This is a genomic window from Streptomyces sp. Isolate_45 (assembly GCF_024721315.2).
GTDB lineage: Bacteria > Actinomycetota > Actinomycetes > Streptomycetales > Streptomycetaceae > Streptomyces.
Map to the genome: position 1 here is coordinate 31578 of NZ_JANFAK020000009.1, position 15570 is coordinate 47147.

Annotated in this window: 20 protein-coding genes; 15 read left to right on the plus strand and 5 right to left on the minus strand. The window is 71.3% G+C overall.

Annotated features, from left to right (window positions below; all coding sequences use genetic code 11):
- Positions 1–203 precede the first annotated feature (203 nt).
- Positions 204–371, plus strand: coding sequence for a hypothetical protein (locus tag NOD94_RS05230; RefSeq protein ID WP_281204506.1), 168 nt, complete (start codon positions 204–206; stop codon positions 369–371).
- An 18-nt stretch (positions 372–389) separates the two neighbouring features.
- Here the strand turns inward: NOD94_RS05230 and NOD94_RS05235 are convergent, their stop codons facing one another.
- The 3 genes from NOD94_RS05235 to NOD94_RS05245 form a co-directional block, all read right to left on the minus strand.
- Positions 390–740 (minus strand): hypothetical protein, encoded by a 351-nt coding sequence (locus NOD94_RS05235; protein ID WP_281204507.1) that lies wholly within the window; start codon positions 738–740, stop codon positions 390–392.
- 172 nt (positions 741–912) lie between these two features.
- Positions 913–1329 (minus strand): hypothetical protein, encoded by a 417-nt coding sequence (locus NOD94_RS05240; RefSeq protein ID WP_281204508.1) that lies wholly within the window; start codon positions 1327–1329, stop codon positions 913–915.
- A gap of 256 nt (positions 1330–1585) precedes the next feature.
- A complete protein-coding gene (locus NOD94_RS05245; protein WP_281204509.1) occupies positions 1586–1948 on the minus strand; it encodes a hypothetical protein in 363 nt (120 codons plus the stop codon).
- 81 nt (positions 1949–2029) lie between these two features.
- Between NOD94_RS05245 and NOD94_RS05250 the strand changes: the two genes are divergently transcribed.
- Complete coding sequence (locus tag NOD94_RS05250) at positions 2030–2284, plus strand: hypothetical protein (RefSeq protein ID WP_281204510.1); 255 nt, start codon at positions 2030–2032, stop codon at positions 2282–2284.
- A 177-nt stretch (positions 2285–2461) separates the two neighbouring features.
- Here the strand turns inward: NOD94_RS05250 and NOD94_RS05255 are convergent, their stop codons facing one another.
- Both NOD94_RS05255 and NOD94_RS05260 read right to left on the minus strand, forming a co-directional pair.
- Entirely contained in the window at positions 2462–3154 is a 693-nt protein-coding gene (locus tag NOD94_RS05255) for a TetR family transcriptional regulator (RefSeq protein WP_281204511.1), read from the minus strand.
- A 243-nt stretch (positions 3155–3397) separates the two neighbouring features.
- Positions 3398–3742 carry a hypothetical protein gene (locus NOD94_RS05260; RefSeq protein ID WP_281204512.1) on the minus strand — a complete coding sequence of 115 codons (345 nt, stop codon included), beginning with the start codon at positions 3740–3742 and terminating at the stop codon, positions 3398–3400.
- Here NOD94_RS05260 and NOD94_RS05265 point away from each other — a divergent pair.
- From NOD94_RS05265 to NOD94_RS05325, 13 genes are all read left to right on the plus strand, one after another.
- Entirely contained in the window at positions 3713–4201 is a 489-nt protein-coding gene (locus tag NOD94_RS05265; protein ID WP_281204513.1) for an AfsA-related hotdog domain-containing protein, read from the plus strand. The genes NOD94_RS05260 and NOD94_RS05265 overlap by 30 nt on opposite strands.
- Before the next feature lie 91 nt (positions 4202–4292).
- Entirely contained in the window at positions 4293–4910 is a 618-nt protein-coding gene (locus NOD94_RS05270; protein WP_281204514.1) for a hypothetical protein, read from the plus strand.
- 69 nt (positions 4911–4979) lie between these two features.
- Positions 4980–5831: a hypothetical protein gene (locus tag NOD94_RS05275; protein ID WP_281204515.1), complete on the plus strand. Its 852-nt coding sequence runs from the start codon at positions 4980–4982 to the stop codon at positions 5829–5831.
- Between the two features lie 13 nt (positions 5832–5844).
- Positions 5845–6072, plus strand: coding sequence for a tautomerase family protein (locus NOD94_RS05280; protein ID WP_281204516.1), 228 nt, complete (start codon positions 5845–5847; stop codon positions 6070–6072).
- An 86-nt stretch (positions 6073–6158) separates the two neighbouring features.
- Positions 6159–7031 carry a carboxymuconolactone decarboxylase family protein gene (locus NOD94_RS05285; RefSeq protein WP_281204517.1) on the plus strand — a complete coding sequence of 291 codons (873 nt, stop codon included), beginning with the start codon at positions 6159–6161 and terminating at the stop codon, positions 7029–7031.
- A gap of 142 nt (positions 7032–7173) precedes the next feature.
- Positions 7174–7875, plus strand: a complete 702-nt coding sequence (locus tag NOD94_RS05290) for an HAD-IB family hydrolase (RefSeq protein WP_281204518.1) — start codon at positions 7174–7176, stop codon at positions 7873–7875.
- Complete coding sequence (locus NOD94_RS05295) at positions 7872–8951, plus strand: beta-ketoacyl-ACP synthase 3 (RefSeq protein ID WP_281204519.1); 1080 nt, start codon at positions 7872–7874, stop codon at positions 8949–8951. Before NOD94_RS05290 ends, NOD94_RS05295 begins: the two co-directional genes overlap by 4 nt.
- Positions 8948–9187 carry a hypothetical protein gene (locus NOD94_RS05300; RefSeq protein WP_281204521.1) on the plus strand — a complete coding sequence of 80 codons (240 nt, stop codon included), beginning with the start codon at positions 8948–8950 and terminating at the stop codon, positions 9185–9187. The genes NOD94_RS05295 and NOD94_RS05300 overlap by 4 nt, the downstream gene beginning before the upstream one ends.
- A 2-nt stretch (positions 9188–9189) precedes the next feature.
- On the plus strand, positions 9190–10449 hold the full coding sequence (locus NOD94_RS05305; RefSeq protein WP_281204522.1) for an MFS transporter: 1260 nt from the start codon (positions 9190–9192) through the stop codon (positions 10447–10449).
- 51 nt (positions 10450–10500) lie between these two features.
- The gene (locus NOD94_RS05310) at positions 10501–11496 is read left to right on the plus strand and encodes an aldo/keto reductase (protein WP_281204523.1); all 996 of its coding nucleotides are present in this window, start codon (positions 10501–10503) and stop codon (positions 11494–11496) included.
- Between the two features lie 488 nt (positions 11497–11984).
- Complete coding sequence (locus NOD94_RS05315) at positions 11985–12824, plus strand: patatin-like phospholipase family protein (RefSeq protein WP_281204524.1); 840 nt, start codon at positions 11985–11987, stop codon at positions 12822–12824.
- A gap of 137 nt (positions 12825–12961) precedes the next feature.
- A complete protein-coding gene (locus tag NOD94_RS05320; RefSeq protein ID WP_281204526.1) occupies positions 12962–14167 on the plus strand; it encodes an FAD-dependent oxidoreductase in 1206 nt (401 codons plus the stop codon).
- Positions 14168–14355: 188 nt separating this feature from the next.
- Positions 14356–15561: a cytochrome P450 gene (locus NOD94_RS05325; RefSeq protein ID WP_281204527.1), complete on the plus strand. Its 1206-nt coding sequence runs from the start codon at positions 14356–14358 to the stop codon at positions 15559–15561.
- Positions 15562–15570 lie beyond the last annotated feature (9 nt).

A 15570-nucleotide genomic window follows, 5' to 3' on the forward strand; every position in this document is an offset into this window, starting at 1 on the left:
TACCGTGGAGTAAGGAACCCTTCACCATCACTGTGTGCCTGCTCGGCGGTCTGTGGTTGTCCGTCAGAGGGGCGTTGTGTGCGGCATGGGTCGACCACTCAGGAGTCAGGTATCTGGGGGTCTTCTCCTCGACCCGAATTCCGTGGGCCGCCATAGAGGAGATCACCACTGAGCTCCGCGGCGGTACCCTTCTGACCTCCGCGATGCCGGTGCTCAAGCTGAAGGGCGGCCGGTCGGTCTCTCTGGACGGTCTGGCCGGATACACCGTCGGCAACGACGAGAACGCCCGCGTGTCCATGCAGGTGCACGAAATGAACGCCGCTCGCAAGCTGCACCAAGGCGCCGGCCGCCGGCCGGTCGACGGCGCGTGAGATGACGGGGCCACAGTCCTACGGGCTGTGGCCCCGTCCGCCTGCGGACGGCGGGGATACGCCCTCCTGATGGACATCGCACTGCACGGCCGCTGACCTGCCGACCAGTTGATGCCGGGAACGGCGACGGTCCCGTTGGAGGAGCGTTCCGGCCATCAGGACGGCGCAGGAGAGGGCCAGTTCGGCGAGCTTGCCCAGGACGAACTCCTCCCGCCCGTCGCTCAGCGGATACGCCACGACGATCCAGATCGCGGCGACGATGCCGAGCACCGTCCGCCCGAGCCGCATCGCGTTGATGACCTTGTCCTCCGGGCGTTCGTCCAGCGCCGGCCGGCCCTCTCCCAAGGCGGCGTGGAACACGCTGTTCACCGCTCCGACCGACCCCCTGAGGACGCCGGGACGCGGACTGACCCTGTTCACTTGAATTCCCCCGAGTGTGGTGCGTGGTGCGTGCGCTCCGTGTGACCTGCGCGATCACGACGAACGTCGAACACCCTAAAGGTTCTTGACGGGCGCTCCGTGTGGGTTCGTGGTGACGTGGTCAGGGACCGGCGGTCAGGCTTCCGTTGATCCTGCCGCTGTCGTCCGAGGTGACGCTCAGGTCCACGATGACCACGCTGCCCGTGTCGTTCCGCCAGAGGGTGACGGTGCCGGACGACGGCGTCACGTTCTGGACGGTGCCGAGCACCCCGCCCGTCCGGCGGTCGACCGCCTGGAAGTCGCCCCGCGTCACCGTTCCGGACTCCGCGACCGCCACGGTCACGGTTTCCCCCGCGCTCGCGTACACCCTGTCGCAGCGCTGGAACGGGCCGGGCCCGACCCCGCACGTGTACGGGGCGAAGTCCGTTGAGGGCACGGCAACGCTCGGCGTTCCCAGGGCTGCGGCCGCGAGCGCGAGGCAGGCGGCCCCGACCAGTCGGCCGCGCCGGAACGGGCCGGACCTCGGGACTCGATTCATGGACGGCTCCATGCCCTGCTCGCCCCGCGGACACGACTCGACATCGCACTGGCGTGGCACCCGGTGACCTGCACGTACCGGGCGCCGGGACGGATCCCGGGAATGCGTCACCGGCTCCGTCGGGGGCGCATCGCGCGCTCCCTTCGAATTCTGGTCCGCCCCCGCGCCCCCGCGCCCCCGCAACCGGGCCCGTTCCGTATCCGTGACCCGTCCCGGCCGGACCCTCGGCCGGTTGTTGGGGACATGATGAATCCCGCTAGGGTGCCCAGGTCACCGACCCGGTGACCGAACCGACTTCTTCGAGGGGACCATCGTGGCCACTCCACCACCGCAGCAGGGCTCGGTCCCGCAGCACCAGCACAACCCGTACGCCCAACAGCCCGGCCAGGGAAACCCGTACGCGCAGCAGCCCCAGCAGCCCCAGCAGCCGCCGGGGCACGGCAATCCGTACGCGCAGCAGCAGCCCGGCGGCGCCCCGCAGCAGCCCGCCGGCCACGGGAACCCGTTCGCCGCGGGCCCCTTCCCCCACCCGGGTCACCATGCACCGCAGCAGGGCGGCGGCCCCGGCTGCCGGCTGTGCGGGGCGCAGCCGGCGGCGCATGCGACCGTCCGGGGCCACCAGGGCATGGTCCTGATGATGCGCTCGCTGAGCGTGCAGGGGCCGTTCTGCCGTGACTGCGGGACCGCGACCGTCCGGGGCATGTCCGCGAAGACGCTCTGGCAGGGTTGGTGGGCGCCGATGTCCATGCTGCTCACCCCGATCACGGTGTTGCGCAACCTCGGCCCGAGGTCGACGTTCGCCGGGCTCGCGGCCCCGCAGGGCGGCTTCCGTCCGCCGCTGGACCCGGGCAAGCAGTTGCGGCGGCGTCCGGAGGCGCTGGTCGTCTCGGTGCCGATGGCGCTGTCCCTGCTCTTCTACGCGACGTTCATCGTCATCGCCGTGGCCACCGGCTGACCGGCCTCCGACGAAGCGACCGTGCCCCCGCCGGCCCATGGCCCGCGGGGGCACGGACGTTCCCGGTGACGAGGTGAGGCGGGGGAGGACCCGTTCCTCCTCAACTTCGGCTTCCGCGAACTCACTCAACCATCGACGGCACGTGACGCTCATCGCGTTCACGTGCCGCATCAGGCGTTATGGATGACCTTCGAGTTCGGAGGAGTCCGCTTCGGAAATCACAACGGAGTCGAGGCCGGATTCGATGCCGGAGGTGATTCCGGATGCCGGATCGAATGCGGGCAGGCGGGCGTGGATGACCGCGCTGCCGTATGCGGTGAGGCTGGCGCGCAATTGGCTCCAGCCTTCTTCGGATCCGGCGACGAGCCCGGCCATCAGTCGACGTTGCTGCTCCACCACGAAGGGCCAGGAGGCGATCCCGATCAGGGTCATCAGTAGATGGCCGACCTCTTGGGATGAGGTGGGGGACAGGGCCTTGCAGAGGGCCTCGTTCTTGCTCAGGTAGTACGCGTGGCGTTCTTCCTCGCCGGGAATCTTCGCGTCTCCGTAGTGCAGGCCCTCCCATGCGAGGAGGCGCACCAGGCTCGGGTCGTGCCGGTGGTAGTCGAAGACCTGGCCGACGTATTGCTCAAGACCCTCCCGCGTCGTCGGCACGGGAACCTGCTCGCTCAGATCCTGGTAAGCGCAGGCCAGGACCCTGGAGAAGAGCTGCTCCTTGCTGCCGAAGTACGAGTACAGACGCTGTTTGTTCGCCGCCGCCTGTTCGGCGATGCGGTCCACCCGGGCGCCCGCGATGCCGTACGTGGCGAACTCCCTGCGGGCTGCGTCCAGCAGACGGGTCGGCGTGTCGCGAGTTGGATCGTTGGCCATGCATCGAGCCTAGCACGACGAACCAACTGGATGGTTGGTCACCAACCAACCGGATGGTTGGGCCCAACCAACTAGATGGTTGCGCCCTTTCGAGCCTTCCCCTAGTGTCGATGACGTCAGCCCGGCCGGCGCCTCCGCCAAGGCCCCCGGGGCCCGGGTACTGCCAGGCGTCGCGAAGCGCGCAGTGCCCCGCGAATGCCCTTTCTCCCGCATGCTCATCGCCCTGGAAACCCGTCGTGACATTCAATGCCGCGCGGTTCCACTACCGAGGAGTTCGTCATCAATCAGCCGATCCAGAGCATCGTCCTGGTCGGAGACCGGTTTGTCGGTTTCGCCGCACAGGAAAACGTATTCACCGTCTCTCAGTTCATCGACGACCTGCGCCGCGGCGCATATGCGACGGAAGGCGAGCCGGTCCTCGCGGAAAGTGCGCAGGGCGTCTCCGAATCCGATGTGTTGCTCATCGTCGAGGAACTGCGCCACCGCGGCCTTGACCGCGTGCAGATCCGGCTCCAGCCGGCCGCCCTCAGTGGCGCCGGTGAGGTGCACAAACACCAGGTGGCCAACGCGCTGATCGCGGACCTGCACCAGGTGAACGACTCGTTATTCGGAGCGGGACTGCGGCTGCACAACGACAACGAGCTGTTGCTCGACCACCAGACCGGCCAGCACGTACAGGGCATGGTCGCGGTCGAGGCCTCGCGGCAGATGTTCCTGGCCGTGACGGAGCGCTTCTTCGCGGCTCAGTGGCCGCAGCGCAAGTACTACTTCGTCATCGAGCACATGAACACCGCCTTCGAGAACTTCCTCTTCCCGCTGTGTTCCACCATCGAGTACCGGATCACCGACTCCCGTACGCAGGATCCGTCCCGGCTCTCCTTCCACTCCGAGGTCGGTATCCACCAGGCCGGCCGTCGCTCCTCACTCACTCACCTGGCCTTCACCGCCTTCGATGCCGATGTGATCGAGGCCAAGGAAGACCGCCGCGCCCGCCAAGCCGTCGAGCACACGCTCCGGATACCGGCCGCAGCCCTTTCCGGTGTCTGACCGACCGCGGCTCCCCCTGCGCCGAACCGGCCCACCCACCACCACCCAGCACTCACTCCACTCACTCCACTCATCCCACCGAGGAGCAGCCGTGTCCGCATCACTCATCACCGCCGTGGAACTGTCGGTCAAGCCCGATCAGGTCGATGCCGCCGTTACCGCCTGGAAGGCCCACCACGCCGCATCCGGGTTCGAGGGCCGCGCCCTGTTCCGGAGCCTTGAGGGAGCCGGCCTCCTGGAGCTGGCCCCGGTCACCGGCTGGGAGCAGTTCGCCGATCTGCGATCCGATTGGGCGCAACTGTGGGACACCCTGGCCCCGGTGGCCGAGGGTGACTTCCGGCGCCAGGTGCTGGGCTTCGTCGACGCGCCCAAGCCGGCCGACACTCCGTTGCCGCAGACCCCCTACATACAGATGCGGCACATCGAGGTGCCGCCGCGGGTCCACCCGGCGTACCGAGCCTGGCGCGAGGAGACGATCTACGACGTCGTGCGCACCGCTGACGAGGTCGAGGTCTTCGAGGCCTACCACTCCGTGCTGAGCACCGAGCCCGGTGTCATGTTCGTCTCCGGATTCAGCTGCGACCCGGCCGAGTACACGGCGGTGTTCACCTCCCCGCGCTACCAGGAGATCGTCCGGCAGGCCGGTGACCGCTTCATCGCGGGAGGCGAGCGCGGCCTCTACACCACGATCTACGCCCGCGTGTCGTAGCACCCCTACCCACCTGCCCGTCACCGGCAGGACGCAAGAAGAAGACCATGCGAAGGAAAGGAGAAGCGGATGGGACCGTCGCGCACCTACCAGCTGAGTCTCACCACTCAGGGGCCGACCTACCCGCCCAGTGAAGTGATGGACGCGAACGGCGACTTCGTCGTGATCGGCCGCATCAACCGGGACGACGGCGCGGGCGGCGTGTCGAACGGCTGGGGATGCGCCATCGTTTCCGCCGAGAGCCCGCTGCCGCCGTTCGGCGGCAACGAACCGTACCGCATCGTCCGTGACCTGCCCGATCATCCCGGCCAGTTCAGTCCGGCCGACAACGAGATCGTGCTGTACACGCTGCCGCTGCCACTGCCCTGCAGCAACTACCCGATGGTCTTCGCCCCGGAGCAGTTCCCGAAGGCGTCGGAGGTGGTGCGCCCGAGCTATCCGTTCCACCAGGTCGACGTGCCTGACCTGCGGGCTCAGGACGGGCCGAAGGTGACGGAACCGGTGACGCTCGGCACATGGGGGCGGGCGCGCGGTGAGCTGGAGGTGCGGCTGGCCGGCGACGCGAAGTCCGCGGAATTCAGCTTCGAGTTCGCCGGGATGCTCCCCAACAGCCTGTACACGGTGATGTCGCTACGGGCACGCGACCTGGACCCGGCGGGGCCGACCCGGCCCGGACCGCTCGGCGTACCCAACGCCTTCGTCACCGACCAGGACGGCAAGGGCCGCTACCGGGCGTCCCTCCCCGATCCCTTCCCGGCACCCGGCACCGGCGGCAACCGCATCGTGAACGTCATCGTGCTCTGGATGAGCTACCAGCAGAACTACGGCGGAGCGATCGGCCAGTTCGGCCTGGGCGGGGACATCCACGCCCAGCTGAAGCTGCAAGGACCCAGCTTCGAGGAATTCACGACCACCGGCTGACGAGAGGAACCACATGCCGATCATCTCCGTAACGACATGGCCCAGTGACAACGACGAGAAGTGCCACGAGCTGATGGAAGAGCTCACGGAGACCGTCCACCGGGTCACGGGAGCACCCCGCGACCGGATCACGGTCTACATCCGGGAAGTGCCGCGCGACCGCTGGTCCGAGGGCGGCGCGGTCGGGTCGGACCCCGACTTCGCCCGGCTCAGCCGGCTCAGCAGGCCCTCCACCGTCTGACGTCGCCCTCGCCGGTCCGGGGGCCGGGCGCGATGCCCGGCCCCACCCACCCAGCCACCCGTCCCGTACCAGGAAGAACTTCCGTCATGAGCGCACATTCCGCCTCCTCCGCCCCCTCCGTCGAGTCCGACGACTTCGCCGACGATCACGACCGGATGGAGCGGGGGCTACGGACACTGCGCCGGATCGAAGCCACCGAGCGCCCCGGCATCCTCGACGGTTTCCAGGACATCGCCCCCGGCTTCGGTGAGCTGATCGTCGGCTTCGCGTTCGGTGACGTCTGTTCCCGGCCGGGCCTGGAACTGCCGACCCGCCAGCTCGTCACCGTCGCCGCGCTGACCGCACTGGGCAACGCCGCCCCGCAACTGGAGTTCCACGTCCGTGGGGCGCGCAACGTCGGCTGCGGCCGCCGTGACATCGTCGAAACGGTCCTGCACCTGAGTGACCACGCCGGATTTCCCGCGACGCTGGAGGCACTGGGCGTCGTCAGGACCGTCTTCGCGGCCGAGGCCGGGAGCGCCCGGACCATCGGCCGTTCCGAAGACGGGCCGGGGGCGAAAGCCCACGACGGCCCCACCAGCCCTACCAGCCTCACCAGCCACGTCGGTGCCGGCAGCCACGACGGCCCCGGCGGTGCCGGCGAGCAGGTCCTCGCCTCCGTGCGCGCCATCGACCCGGCCCTCGCCGACTTCCTCATCGGGAACGCCTTCGGCGACCCGGATCCCGCCGCTCCGCGCGGCGGCCTCGATCCGCGCACCCGCGCGATCGTGTCCGTCGCCGCCTGTACGGCCCTCGGCACGCGGCGACCGCAGCTCATGGCGCACGTACACGAGATCCTCGACGCCGGCGGCACGCGGCAGGACGCCGTCGAGACCGTTCTGCAGATGGCCGTGTACGCCGGAGTCCCGGCGGCGGTGAACGGCCTGAACGCGGCGCGCGACGTCTTCCGGACGCGATAGGCCGACGACAACGCCGCGAGCGGGCCTCCCGGCCGGACGCCAACGGGCCACAACCGGGCGCCGAGGCCTCGCCCCCACCCCCACCCCCGGCCCCGGAACCGCATCCCGATCACCCACCCGCATCCGAAGGAGGGACCCCACCATGACCGCTCGTCCCTACCTCGTCTTCGCCGACGTGGACGAGACGCTCATCCACTGCAAGAGCATGTTCGACTTCCTCAACTACCACCTGACCGGCCGGCACGGGGCCGCGGGGACCGCCGAACACGACCGGCTCCTGGCCGGCTTCCAGCAGGCCGCCGCGGCCGGCACACCGCGCGAGCTGATCAACCGCGCCTACTACGCCGCGTACGCCGGCGAGTCCGAGGCCACCATCGCCGCCTGGGGCGAGCGCTGGTTCGCCGACCGTGCCGCGGAAGGCCTGTTCATCGACTCGACCCGGGACGCGCTGCGCGCTCACCGCGGGGCGGGTGCCGAACTCGTCCTGGTTTCGGGGTCGTTCCCCGCCTGCCTGGACCCCGTCGCCCGCGCCGTCGGCGCCGCGCACCTGCTGTGCAGCCGGCCCCTCGTCGAGACGGACGCGGCCGGCCCGGGGACCGCCGGCACCTACACGGGCCTCATCGAGACCCCGATGATCGGCCGGCACAAGGCGGCCGCCGTACGTCGCTTCCTCGCCGACCGCCCGCACATCGACCCGCGCGACTGCTACGCGTACGGCGATCACCCGTCCGACCTGGAGATGCTCGACTGCGTCGGTCACCCGGTCGTGGTCGGCGACGACCCCGCCCTGCGCGCCCTGCTAGATGCCCGGCCTTCCCCCACTCCTCTGGAGCACCAGCGATGACCGTGTACTCACCCGCCACGACCGCCGTCGGCATCATCGGATCCGGCTCGTACCTCCCGAGCGAGATCGTGCCCAACTCCGTGGTCGCGGAACTGGCCGGAGTGACCGCCGAGTGGATCGTGCGCAAGACCGGCATCCGGGAACGTCATCGCGCCGCGCCCCACGAGGCGACCTCCGACCTGGCCACCGCCGCCGCGCGGGCCGCCATGGAAGACGCCGGGATCAGCGCGCGCGACGTCGCCTGGGTGATCGTGGCGACCTCCACCCCCGACTACCCACAGCCGGCAACCGCCTGCCTGGTACAGAACCAGATCGGTGCGACCCGGGCGGCCGCCTTCGACATCAACGCCGTCTGCGCCGGCTTCGTCTTCGCCCTGCAGACCGGGGCGCAGCTGCTGGCGGGCATCGGCGAGCACACCGACGCCAAGTACGCGCTGGTCGTGGGCGCGGACGTCTACTCGCGGATCCTGGACCACAGCGACCGCAAGACCGCGGTGCTGTTCGGGGACGGCGCGGGAGCCGTCGTGCTCGGCCCGGCCCGCCCCGGGTTCGGCATCGTCGGGACCGGCACCAGCACCGACGGCAGCCTCCACGACCTGATCGGGGTCCAGGCCGGCGGCAGCCGCCACCCCGCCTCCGCGGGCACGCTGGCCGACGGGCAGCACTTCTTCAGGATGCGGGGGCGGGAGGTCCGCGACTTCGTCAACGAGCGCCTGCCGGCGGCCGTCCAAGGAGTGCTGGCCGCCCACGGCGTCGACCCGGCCGAGGTCAAGCACTTCGTACCCCATCAGGCCAACGGCGTGATGGTCGGCGAGGTCATCCCCCATCTCGGTCTGCCCAACGCCCAGGCCCACCTACCGGTCGACCTGCACGGCAACACCGGTGCCGCCTCCATACCGCTCGCACTCGACCACGCCAACCGGTCCGGCGCGCTACGGGACGGCGATCTGGTGCTGTTGGCCGGCTTCGGCGGCGGAATGGGGGTCGGCACGGCCCTGGTCCGCTGGGACGCCACGCCGCCCCGACACCCGGCCGTGCCCCACTCCGCGCAGCTCGTCGGGAGCGTGGCCCGATGAACCGACTCGCCACCGGCCCGGCCTCCGCGTTCCGCTCCGCCCCCCTGTCCGACGTGCTGTGCGCGGTACCCGGATGCGCCATCGCCCACTGGTCGATGGGACGCGACATCCTCGACGCCGGCCCCTGCCCCCACGGTTGGAGCCCCGCCGCTCAGTCGGACACCCCCACCCCCGCCCCCATCCCCACCCGCACCGGCGGCACGACCGCCCCCGCCCCCATCCACGGAGACCGGTAGCCATGACACGAACCTCCTCCACCCTCATCCCGGACAGGCGACGCCCCGCCGCCGCACCCGGCCCCGGCACCTCACCGGTGCGGGCCTGGCTGGCCGTGATCGCCCTCTCCCTGGGCACGTTCTCCTTCGTCACCACCGAGACGCTCCCCATCGGACTGCTGCCGTCGATCGGCGCGGGCGTGGACGTCTCCGTCGGTACCGCCGGCTTCCTCGTCACCGGCTTCGCCGCCGTCGCCGCGATCACCGCGGCACCGCTGACCACCCTGTGCGGGCGCATGGACCGCAAATGGCTGCTGGCCGGGCTGCTCGTGATGTACGTCGCCGGCAACCTGCTGGCCACCGTCGCCTCCTCGTACGCCGCCCTGCTGTCCGCCAGGGTGCTGGTGGCACTCGCGCACGGCGTCTTCTGGTCGATCGCCGCGGCCATCGCGGTCCGCCTGGTCCCCGAGCGGCACGCCGTTCGGGCCACCGCGCTCGTCCTCGGCGGGATCTCGCTGGCCTCGGTGCTCGGCGTCCCGCTGGGCACCATGATCGGTCAGCGGTCCGGCTGGCACACCGCGTTCGCCGCCGTCGCCGCGATCGGCTTCGTCGTCCTCGTCGCGGTGTTGCTCCTGCTGCCCAACCTGCCCGCGCAGGGCAGCGGAAGCCTCGCCGCCCTGCCGCGCGTCCTGCGCAACGGCCGGTTACGCGTCGCCGTCGCGGTCACCGCACTGGTGATGATCGGCCACTTCCTCGCCTTCACCTTCATCGCCCCCTACCTGGAGCAGATCACGGGAATCAGCGAAGGCATGGTCGGCGTACTGCTCCTGGTCTTCGGAGCCGCCGGGTTCGCGGGTAACTTCGTCGCGGGCGCCGTCGTCGGCCGCTCGGTGCACGGCACCCTGACGGGCGCTCTCGTCCTGATGACGGTCTCGCTCGCCCTTCTGTGGGCCTTCGGCGATTCCCGGCCCGCGGCGATCACCCTGCTCGTCCTGTGGGGCCTGGCCTTCGCGGCCCTGCCCGTCGGCCTGCAGACCTGGGTGCTGCAACTGGCGAAGGAAGAGTCCGACGCCGCCTCGTCGCTCTACGTGGCCGCCTTCAACGGCGCCATCGCCGTGGGATCCCTCGCGGGCGGACTGCTCGTGGACTCCGCCGCCGGACCGCGCGCCGTGACCGCCGTCGCCGCCGCGCTGACCGCCTGTGCCCTGCTGACCCTGCTGCTCTCCGCCCGCGGCACCCGCACCCGCGAGCCCGCTCCGTCCCCCACCCTCACGAACGCCTGACCGTACGCCGCGCCGTACCAGCAGGCCCACACACCACGGGAGAAGCACCACATGGAACACCGCACCCTCGGTACCCCGGGACTCCGGGTCTCGGCGATCGGCCTCGGCTGCATGGGCATGTCCGCCTACTACGGGACCAGTGACGAAAGGGAGTCCATCGCCACCATCCGCCGTGCCCTGGACACCGGCGTGACGTTCTTCGACACCGCCGACGCCTACGCCGCCGGCCGCAACGAAGAACTCCTCGGCCGCGCCCTCAAGGGCCGTCGCGACGAAGCGGTGGTGGCCACCAAGTTCGGCATCCGCGGCGTCGGACCCGGCGGCACGGCCGGCGGCGCCGTGATCGACTCCAGCCCCGCCCACGCCCGGCAGGCGTGTGACGCGTCCCTGGCCCGGCTGGGCGTGGAGAGCATCGACCTCTACTACCTGCACCGTCGCGATCCCGACACCCCGATCGAGGAGACCGTCGGAGCCATGGCGGAGCTCGTCACCGCCGGAAAGGTCCGGCACCTGGGCCTGTCCGAGGTCAACTCCGACACCCTGCGCCGTGCCCACGCCACCCATCCCATCACGGCCCTGCAAACCGAATACTCCCTGTGGGAACGGGACGTGGAGAGCGACATCGCCCCCACGGCCGCCGAACTCGGCATCGGCCTCGTGCCCTACTCGCCCGTCGGCCGGGGCTTCCTCACCGGGGCCCTCACCTCCCTCAGCCAACTGGATCCGGACGACTACCGCCGCAACGACCCCCGCTTCCAGGGAGAGAACCTCACCCGCAACCTGGCCCTCGTGGAGCGGGTCCGCGCCCTCGCGGGCGACATCGGCTGCACCCCGGTCCAGCTGGCCCTCGCCTGGCTGCTCTCCCGAGGCCCGCAGATCGTTCCGATCCCCGGCACCCGGCGCATCACCTACCTGGAGGAGAACGCCGGCGCCGCAGACCTGCACCTCACCGCGGCCCAACTGCACGACCTTGAGCAGGCGCTCCCGGCAACCGAGGTGTCGGGAGAACGCTACGCACCCGCGGCCCTGCGCCTCCTGAACACCTGACCCTGCGCCCACAGTTCTTACGGTGCGCCGTGGCACCGACGCCCGGCGCACCGTACGAACCCCCCTGGCCCGTCGGAATCCCGGCGCACCAGGGGGGTTCGTGCGTGCGCCGACGCCTTGCGTCCGAGGCGGGAAGAGCGGTGCCACCGGAGTCCGGACGGCCGACCGTACGCATGACATGAGTGCGAGCACCGTCGTCACCTACGCCCTCGCGAACACCACGACCGGCTCGGTCGCCACCCGCTCGCTCCGGTCGGACCAGTCCTACGCACCCCTACGACAGCCACGTCGCCCGACGGCCTCCGCTCGTGGTCGTCCTCATGGTCCCCGCCGTCGTTCTGGCTGCCGGCGTTGAGGATCCGCCCGTCCTCGTCGCGCTGGATGCCCTCCGCGCCAAAACGGGGACTGGTCCCCATTTTCCGTGCTACTGTCCCGTCCATCAGCGAAACGGGGACTACTCCCCGTTTAGGGTGTGGGGGTGGGGGATCATGACGAACACGGCTCTGGTGCTCGGTGGCGGGGGAGCGGTCGGGCTCGCCTGGACGGTCGGAATGCTGGCCGGGCTCGCCGAGGAGGGCCTCGACCTCTCCGGCGCCGACGTGACGATCGGGACCTCCGCCGGCTCCGTGATCGGTGCGCGACTCGCCTCCGGCGTCCGGGCCGAGGCGATGTACCGGGAGGAAATCGACGGAGCCCCGAAGCTCGACGTCACCGTCACGCTGAGCCAGACGGCCCGTTTCCTGTGGGCCGCACTCGGCTCGCGTGATCCGCAGCGGTCCGCCCGGCGCCTCGGGCGGGCCGCCCTGGCCTCCCGTACCGTCCCCGAGTCGGCCGTGCACGACGCGGTCGCCGTTCTCCTGGCCGGCGTACGCGACTGGCCCGGCGCCGACCTGCGGCTGACCGCCGTCGACGCCCGCAGCGGCGACTTGGCGACGTTCGACTCCGCCTCGGGCGTCGCTCTGCCCGACGCCGTGGCGGCGAGCTGCGCGGTACCGGTGGTCTGGCCGCCCGTATCGGTGGCCGGCGGCCGATGGATGGACGGAGGCAGCCGTTCGACGGCCAACGTGCACCTCGCCCGCGGCGCCCGCCGCGTCGTCGCCATCACCCCGATCCCCGAAGCCGTCGGTCCCCATCCGAGCGCCACCTCCCAGGGAGCCGAACTCGCCGCGGACGGGGCGCTGGTGGCGGTCCTCACCCCCGACCGCGCGGCCCGCAGGGCCTTCGGCCGCAACATGCTCGACCAGACCCGTCGTACGGCCGCCGCCCGGGCCGGCCGCGCCCAGGCGGCCTCCTGCGCGGAAACCGTCCGCGCGGTGTGGACCCCGTGACGCACCGGACGCGTACGGAGCGGAACGGCCTCCGCTCCGGACCGGTCACCGCCCACCCACCCCATGAGCAACCACCACCCCATGAGCACCGACCCACGCGGCCCCTTCCGCCGCACCCTTCGAACCGGAGTGTGATCATGAACAGCAACGCCGACGTCGTAGTGATCGGTGGCGGTTACGCGGGCGTCATGGCCGCCAACCGCCTCACCCGGCGCGGCGATGTGAGGGTCACCCTCGTCAATCCCCGCCCCACGTTCGTCCACCGGATCCGGCTGCACCAGCTGGTCGGCGGGACGGACACCGCGGTCGTCGCGTACGAGGACCTGCTGGCCGAACGCGTACGGCTGGTCGTGGACACCGTCACCTGGATCGACGCCGCCGACCGAGGTCTCGTCCTCGCGGGCGGCGGCACACTGGCATACGACTACCTGGTCTACGCGGTCGGCAGTGGCAGCGCCGACCTGACGGTGCCCGGAGCCGCGGAGTTCGCCCACCCGCTCGCCACCCTCGAAGAGGCGGCCGTACTGCGGCCGGCCCTGGAGGCCGCGCCGGCGACGGCCGCCGTGACGGTGGTCGGCGCCGGCCCGAGCGGCATCGAGACCGCCGCCGAACTGGCCGAGGAGGGCCGCGCCGTCACGCTGGTCTGCGGCGGGCCCCTCGGACCGTACCTGCACCCCCGAGGGCGGCGCTCGGTCGCCCGCCGACTCTCGAAGCTCGGGGTGAGCGTGCTCGAAGGCCCCGGAACGAAGGTGACAGCCGTGACCCGGGCCGCCGTGTCGCTCGCCGACGGTCGCGAGATACCGAGCGGGGTGACCGTGTGGACCGCGGGCTTCGCCGTCCCGGACCTGGCCGTACGCAGCGGGCTGAGCACCGACCCCGAAGGCCGTCTGCTCACCGACGAGACGCTGATCAGCGTGGACGACGGCCGTATCGTCGCGGCCGGTGACTCGGCGGCGCCGTCGGGCCTGCCGGTGCGGATGAGCTGCCAGGCCGCCATGCCGATGGGGGCCCGGGCGGCCGACACCGTCCTCAGCCTGATCGGGGGCGAACCGCCCGCCGTGTTCAACCAGCCCTTCGGCGCCCAGTGCATCAGCCTCGGTCGGGGCGCCGGCGTCTTCCAGTTCGCGGACCGGTTCGACACCGCGATCTGGTTCAAGGTCGGCGGCCGTCTCGGGGCGAAGCTCAAGGAGGTCGTCTGCACGGGGGTCGTCAAGCACCTCGCCGACGAGGCCGACAGGCCGGGAGGCTACAAGCTCCACCTCATGGAGCGCGGCGGCACCCGGCGGCGGCTCGTACAGGCCGAAGGCGCCGCAACCCGGGCCGGCTTCCCGACGCCCGCCTGAATCGACGCCCGCCTGAATCGACGCCCGCCTGAATCGACGCCCGCCTGACCCGGCTCCCGATCCGGGCCGGGGACGGATCCCGGTCCACGGCGGGCTCCATGGTGGATCTTCACGGAGCCCGCCCCCGTCACCCATCAGGACACGAACCCATGCCCGCTTCGCGCCCCACCGACAACCAGAGGAACGCCATGCCTGCTGCCCCGACACCCGGTGAACTCACCTGCACACGACTCGACTTCAACACCGACCCGCACCCCGTCCACGCCGCACTGCGCGAGAACGGCCCCGTGCACCGCGTCCACGCCCCCGGGAGCGGCGACGCCTGGCTCGTCCTCGGCCGCGACGAGGTGCGCGCCGCCCTCACGGACCCCCGGCTGAGCAACGACATACGGCACTCCGCGACATGGGGGAGCGACGGCGGCAACGCCATCGGGCTGAACATGCTGCAGACCGACGCCCCCCATCACACCCGCCTGCGCGCCCTGGTCGCACGCGAGTTCACCGCCGGGCGGATCGAGGCGATGCGACCACGCGTGCAGCAGATCGCCGACGGCCTCCTCGACGCCCTCCCGCCGGCCGGGACCGTCGACCTGGTCGCCCACTACGCACTGCCGCTGCCGCTCACCGTCATCTGCGAGCTGCTCGGAGTCCCCGTCGAGGACCAGCACCTCTTCCACACCTGGTCGACCGAGCTCGTCGCACCCTCCTCACCCGCCGCGGCGGGCGCCGCCGCCGGGGAGATGAGCGCGTACTTCGCCGCGCTCATCGCCACCAAGGCCGGTGATCCCGGGCCGGACCTGATGAGCGCCCTCGTCGGGGCCTCCACCGAACCGGACGGGCTGAGCGCCGAGGAACTGCTCGGGATGGCCTTCCTGCTGCTGGTCGCCGGGCACGAGACCACGGTCAACCTCATCTCGGGCGGTGTCCTGAACCTGCTGAGCCACCCCGACCAGCTCGCCGCGCTGCGGGCGGACCCCGGCCTCCTCGACGGCGCCGTCGAGGAGATGCTCCGCCACAACGGGCCGGTCACCGCAGCCGCCTTCCGGTACGCCGCGGAACCCCTGGAGATCGCGGGCGTCCCGATCCCGGCCGGCGACAGCGTGATGCTCTCCCTGGCCGCGGCCTCCCGGGATGCCGAGCACTTCACCGACCCCGACCGCTTCGACATCCGTCGCGCCACCCGGGGACACGTCGCGTTCGGCCACGGCATCCACCACTGCCTGGGGGCGCCGCTCGCCCGCCTCGAAGGCCGGATCGCCGTGGCGACCCTGCTGCGGCGGCTCCCGGACCTCGCTCCGGCCACCGAACCCGACTCCCTCGTGCACCGCCGGAGCGCCATGCTCAGCGGCGTCGCCACCCTGCCGGTGCGCTGGTCGCGGAGGCTCCCCGCGTGACGCCGCCCC

Bases quoted from the DNA above. Each gene is read 5' to 3' on its own strand.
- NOD94_RS05230 (WP_281204506.1), top strand. From the start codon at position 204: ATGCCGGTGCTCAAGCTGAAGGGCGGCCGGTCGGTCTCTCTGGACGGT.
- NOD94_RS05240 (WP_281204508.1), bottom strand. From the start codon at position 1,329: ATGAATCGAGTCCCGAGGTCCGGCCCGTTCCGGCGCGGCCGACTGGTC.
- NOD94_RS05250 (WP_281204510.1), top strand. From the start codon at position 2,030: ATGTCCGCGAAGACGCTCTGGCAGGGTTGGTGGGCGCCGATGTCCATG.
- NOD94_RS05255 (WP_281204511.1), bottom strand. From the start codon at position 3,154: ATGGCCAACGATCCAACTCGCGACACGCCGACCCGTCTGCTGGACGCA.
- NOD94_RS05275 (WP_281204515.1), top strand. From the start codon at position 4,980: ATGGGACCGTCGCGCACCTACCAGCTGAGTCTCACCACTCAGGGGCCG.
- NOD94_RS05280 (WP_281204516.1), top strand. From the start codon at position 5,845: ATGCCGATCATCTCCGTAACGACATGGCCCAGTGACAACGACGAGAAG.
- NOD94_RS05285 (WP_281204517.1), top strand. From the start codon at position 6,159: ATGAGCGCACATTCCGCCTCCTCCGCCCCCTCCGTCGAGTCCGACGAC.
- NOD94_RS05290 (WP_281204518.1), top strand. From the start codon at position 7,174: ATGACCGCTCGTCCCTACCTCGTCTTCGCCGACGTGGACGAGACGCTC.
- NOD94_RS05295 (WP_281204519.1), top strand. From the start codon at position 7,872: ATGACCGTGTACTCACCCGCCACGACCGCCGTCGGCATCATCGGATCC.
- NOD94_RS05300 (WP_281204521.1), top strand. From the start codon at position 8,948: ATGAACCGACTCGCCACCGGCCCGGCCTCCGCGTTCCGCTCCGCCCCC.
- NOD94_RS05305 (WP_281204522.1), top strand. From the start codon at position 9,190: ATGACACGAACCTCCTCCACCCTCATCCCGGACAGGCGACGCCCCGCC.
- NOD94_RS05310 (WP_281204523.1), top strand. From the start codon at position 10,501: ATGGAACACCGCACCCTCGGTACCCCGGGACTCCGGGTCTCGGCGATC.
- NOD94_RS05315 (WP_281204524.1), top strand. From the start codon at position 11,985: ATGACGAACACGGCTCTGGTGCTCGGTGGCGGGGGAGCGGTCGGGCTC.
- NOD94_RS05320 (WP_281204526.1), top strand. From the start codon at position 12,962: ATGAACAGCAACGCCGACGTCGTAGTGATCGGTGGCGGTTACGCGGGC.
- NOD94_RS05325 (WP_281204527.1), top strand. From the start codon at position 14,356: ATGCCTGCTGCCCCGACACCCGGTGAACTCACCTGCACACGACTCGAC.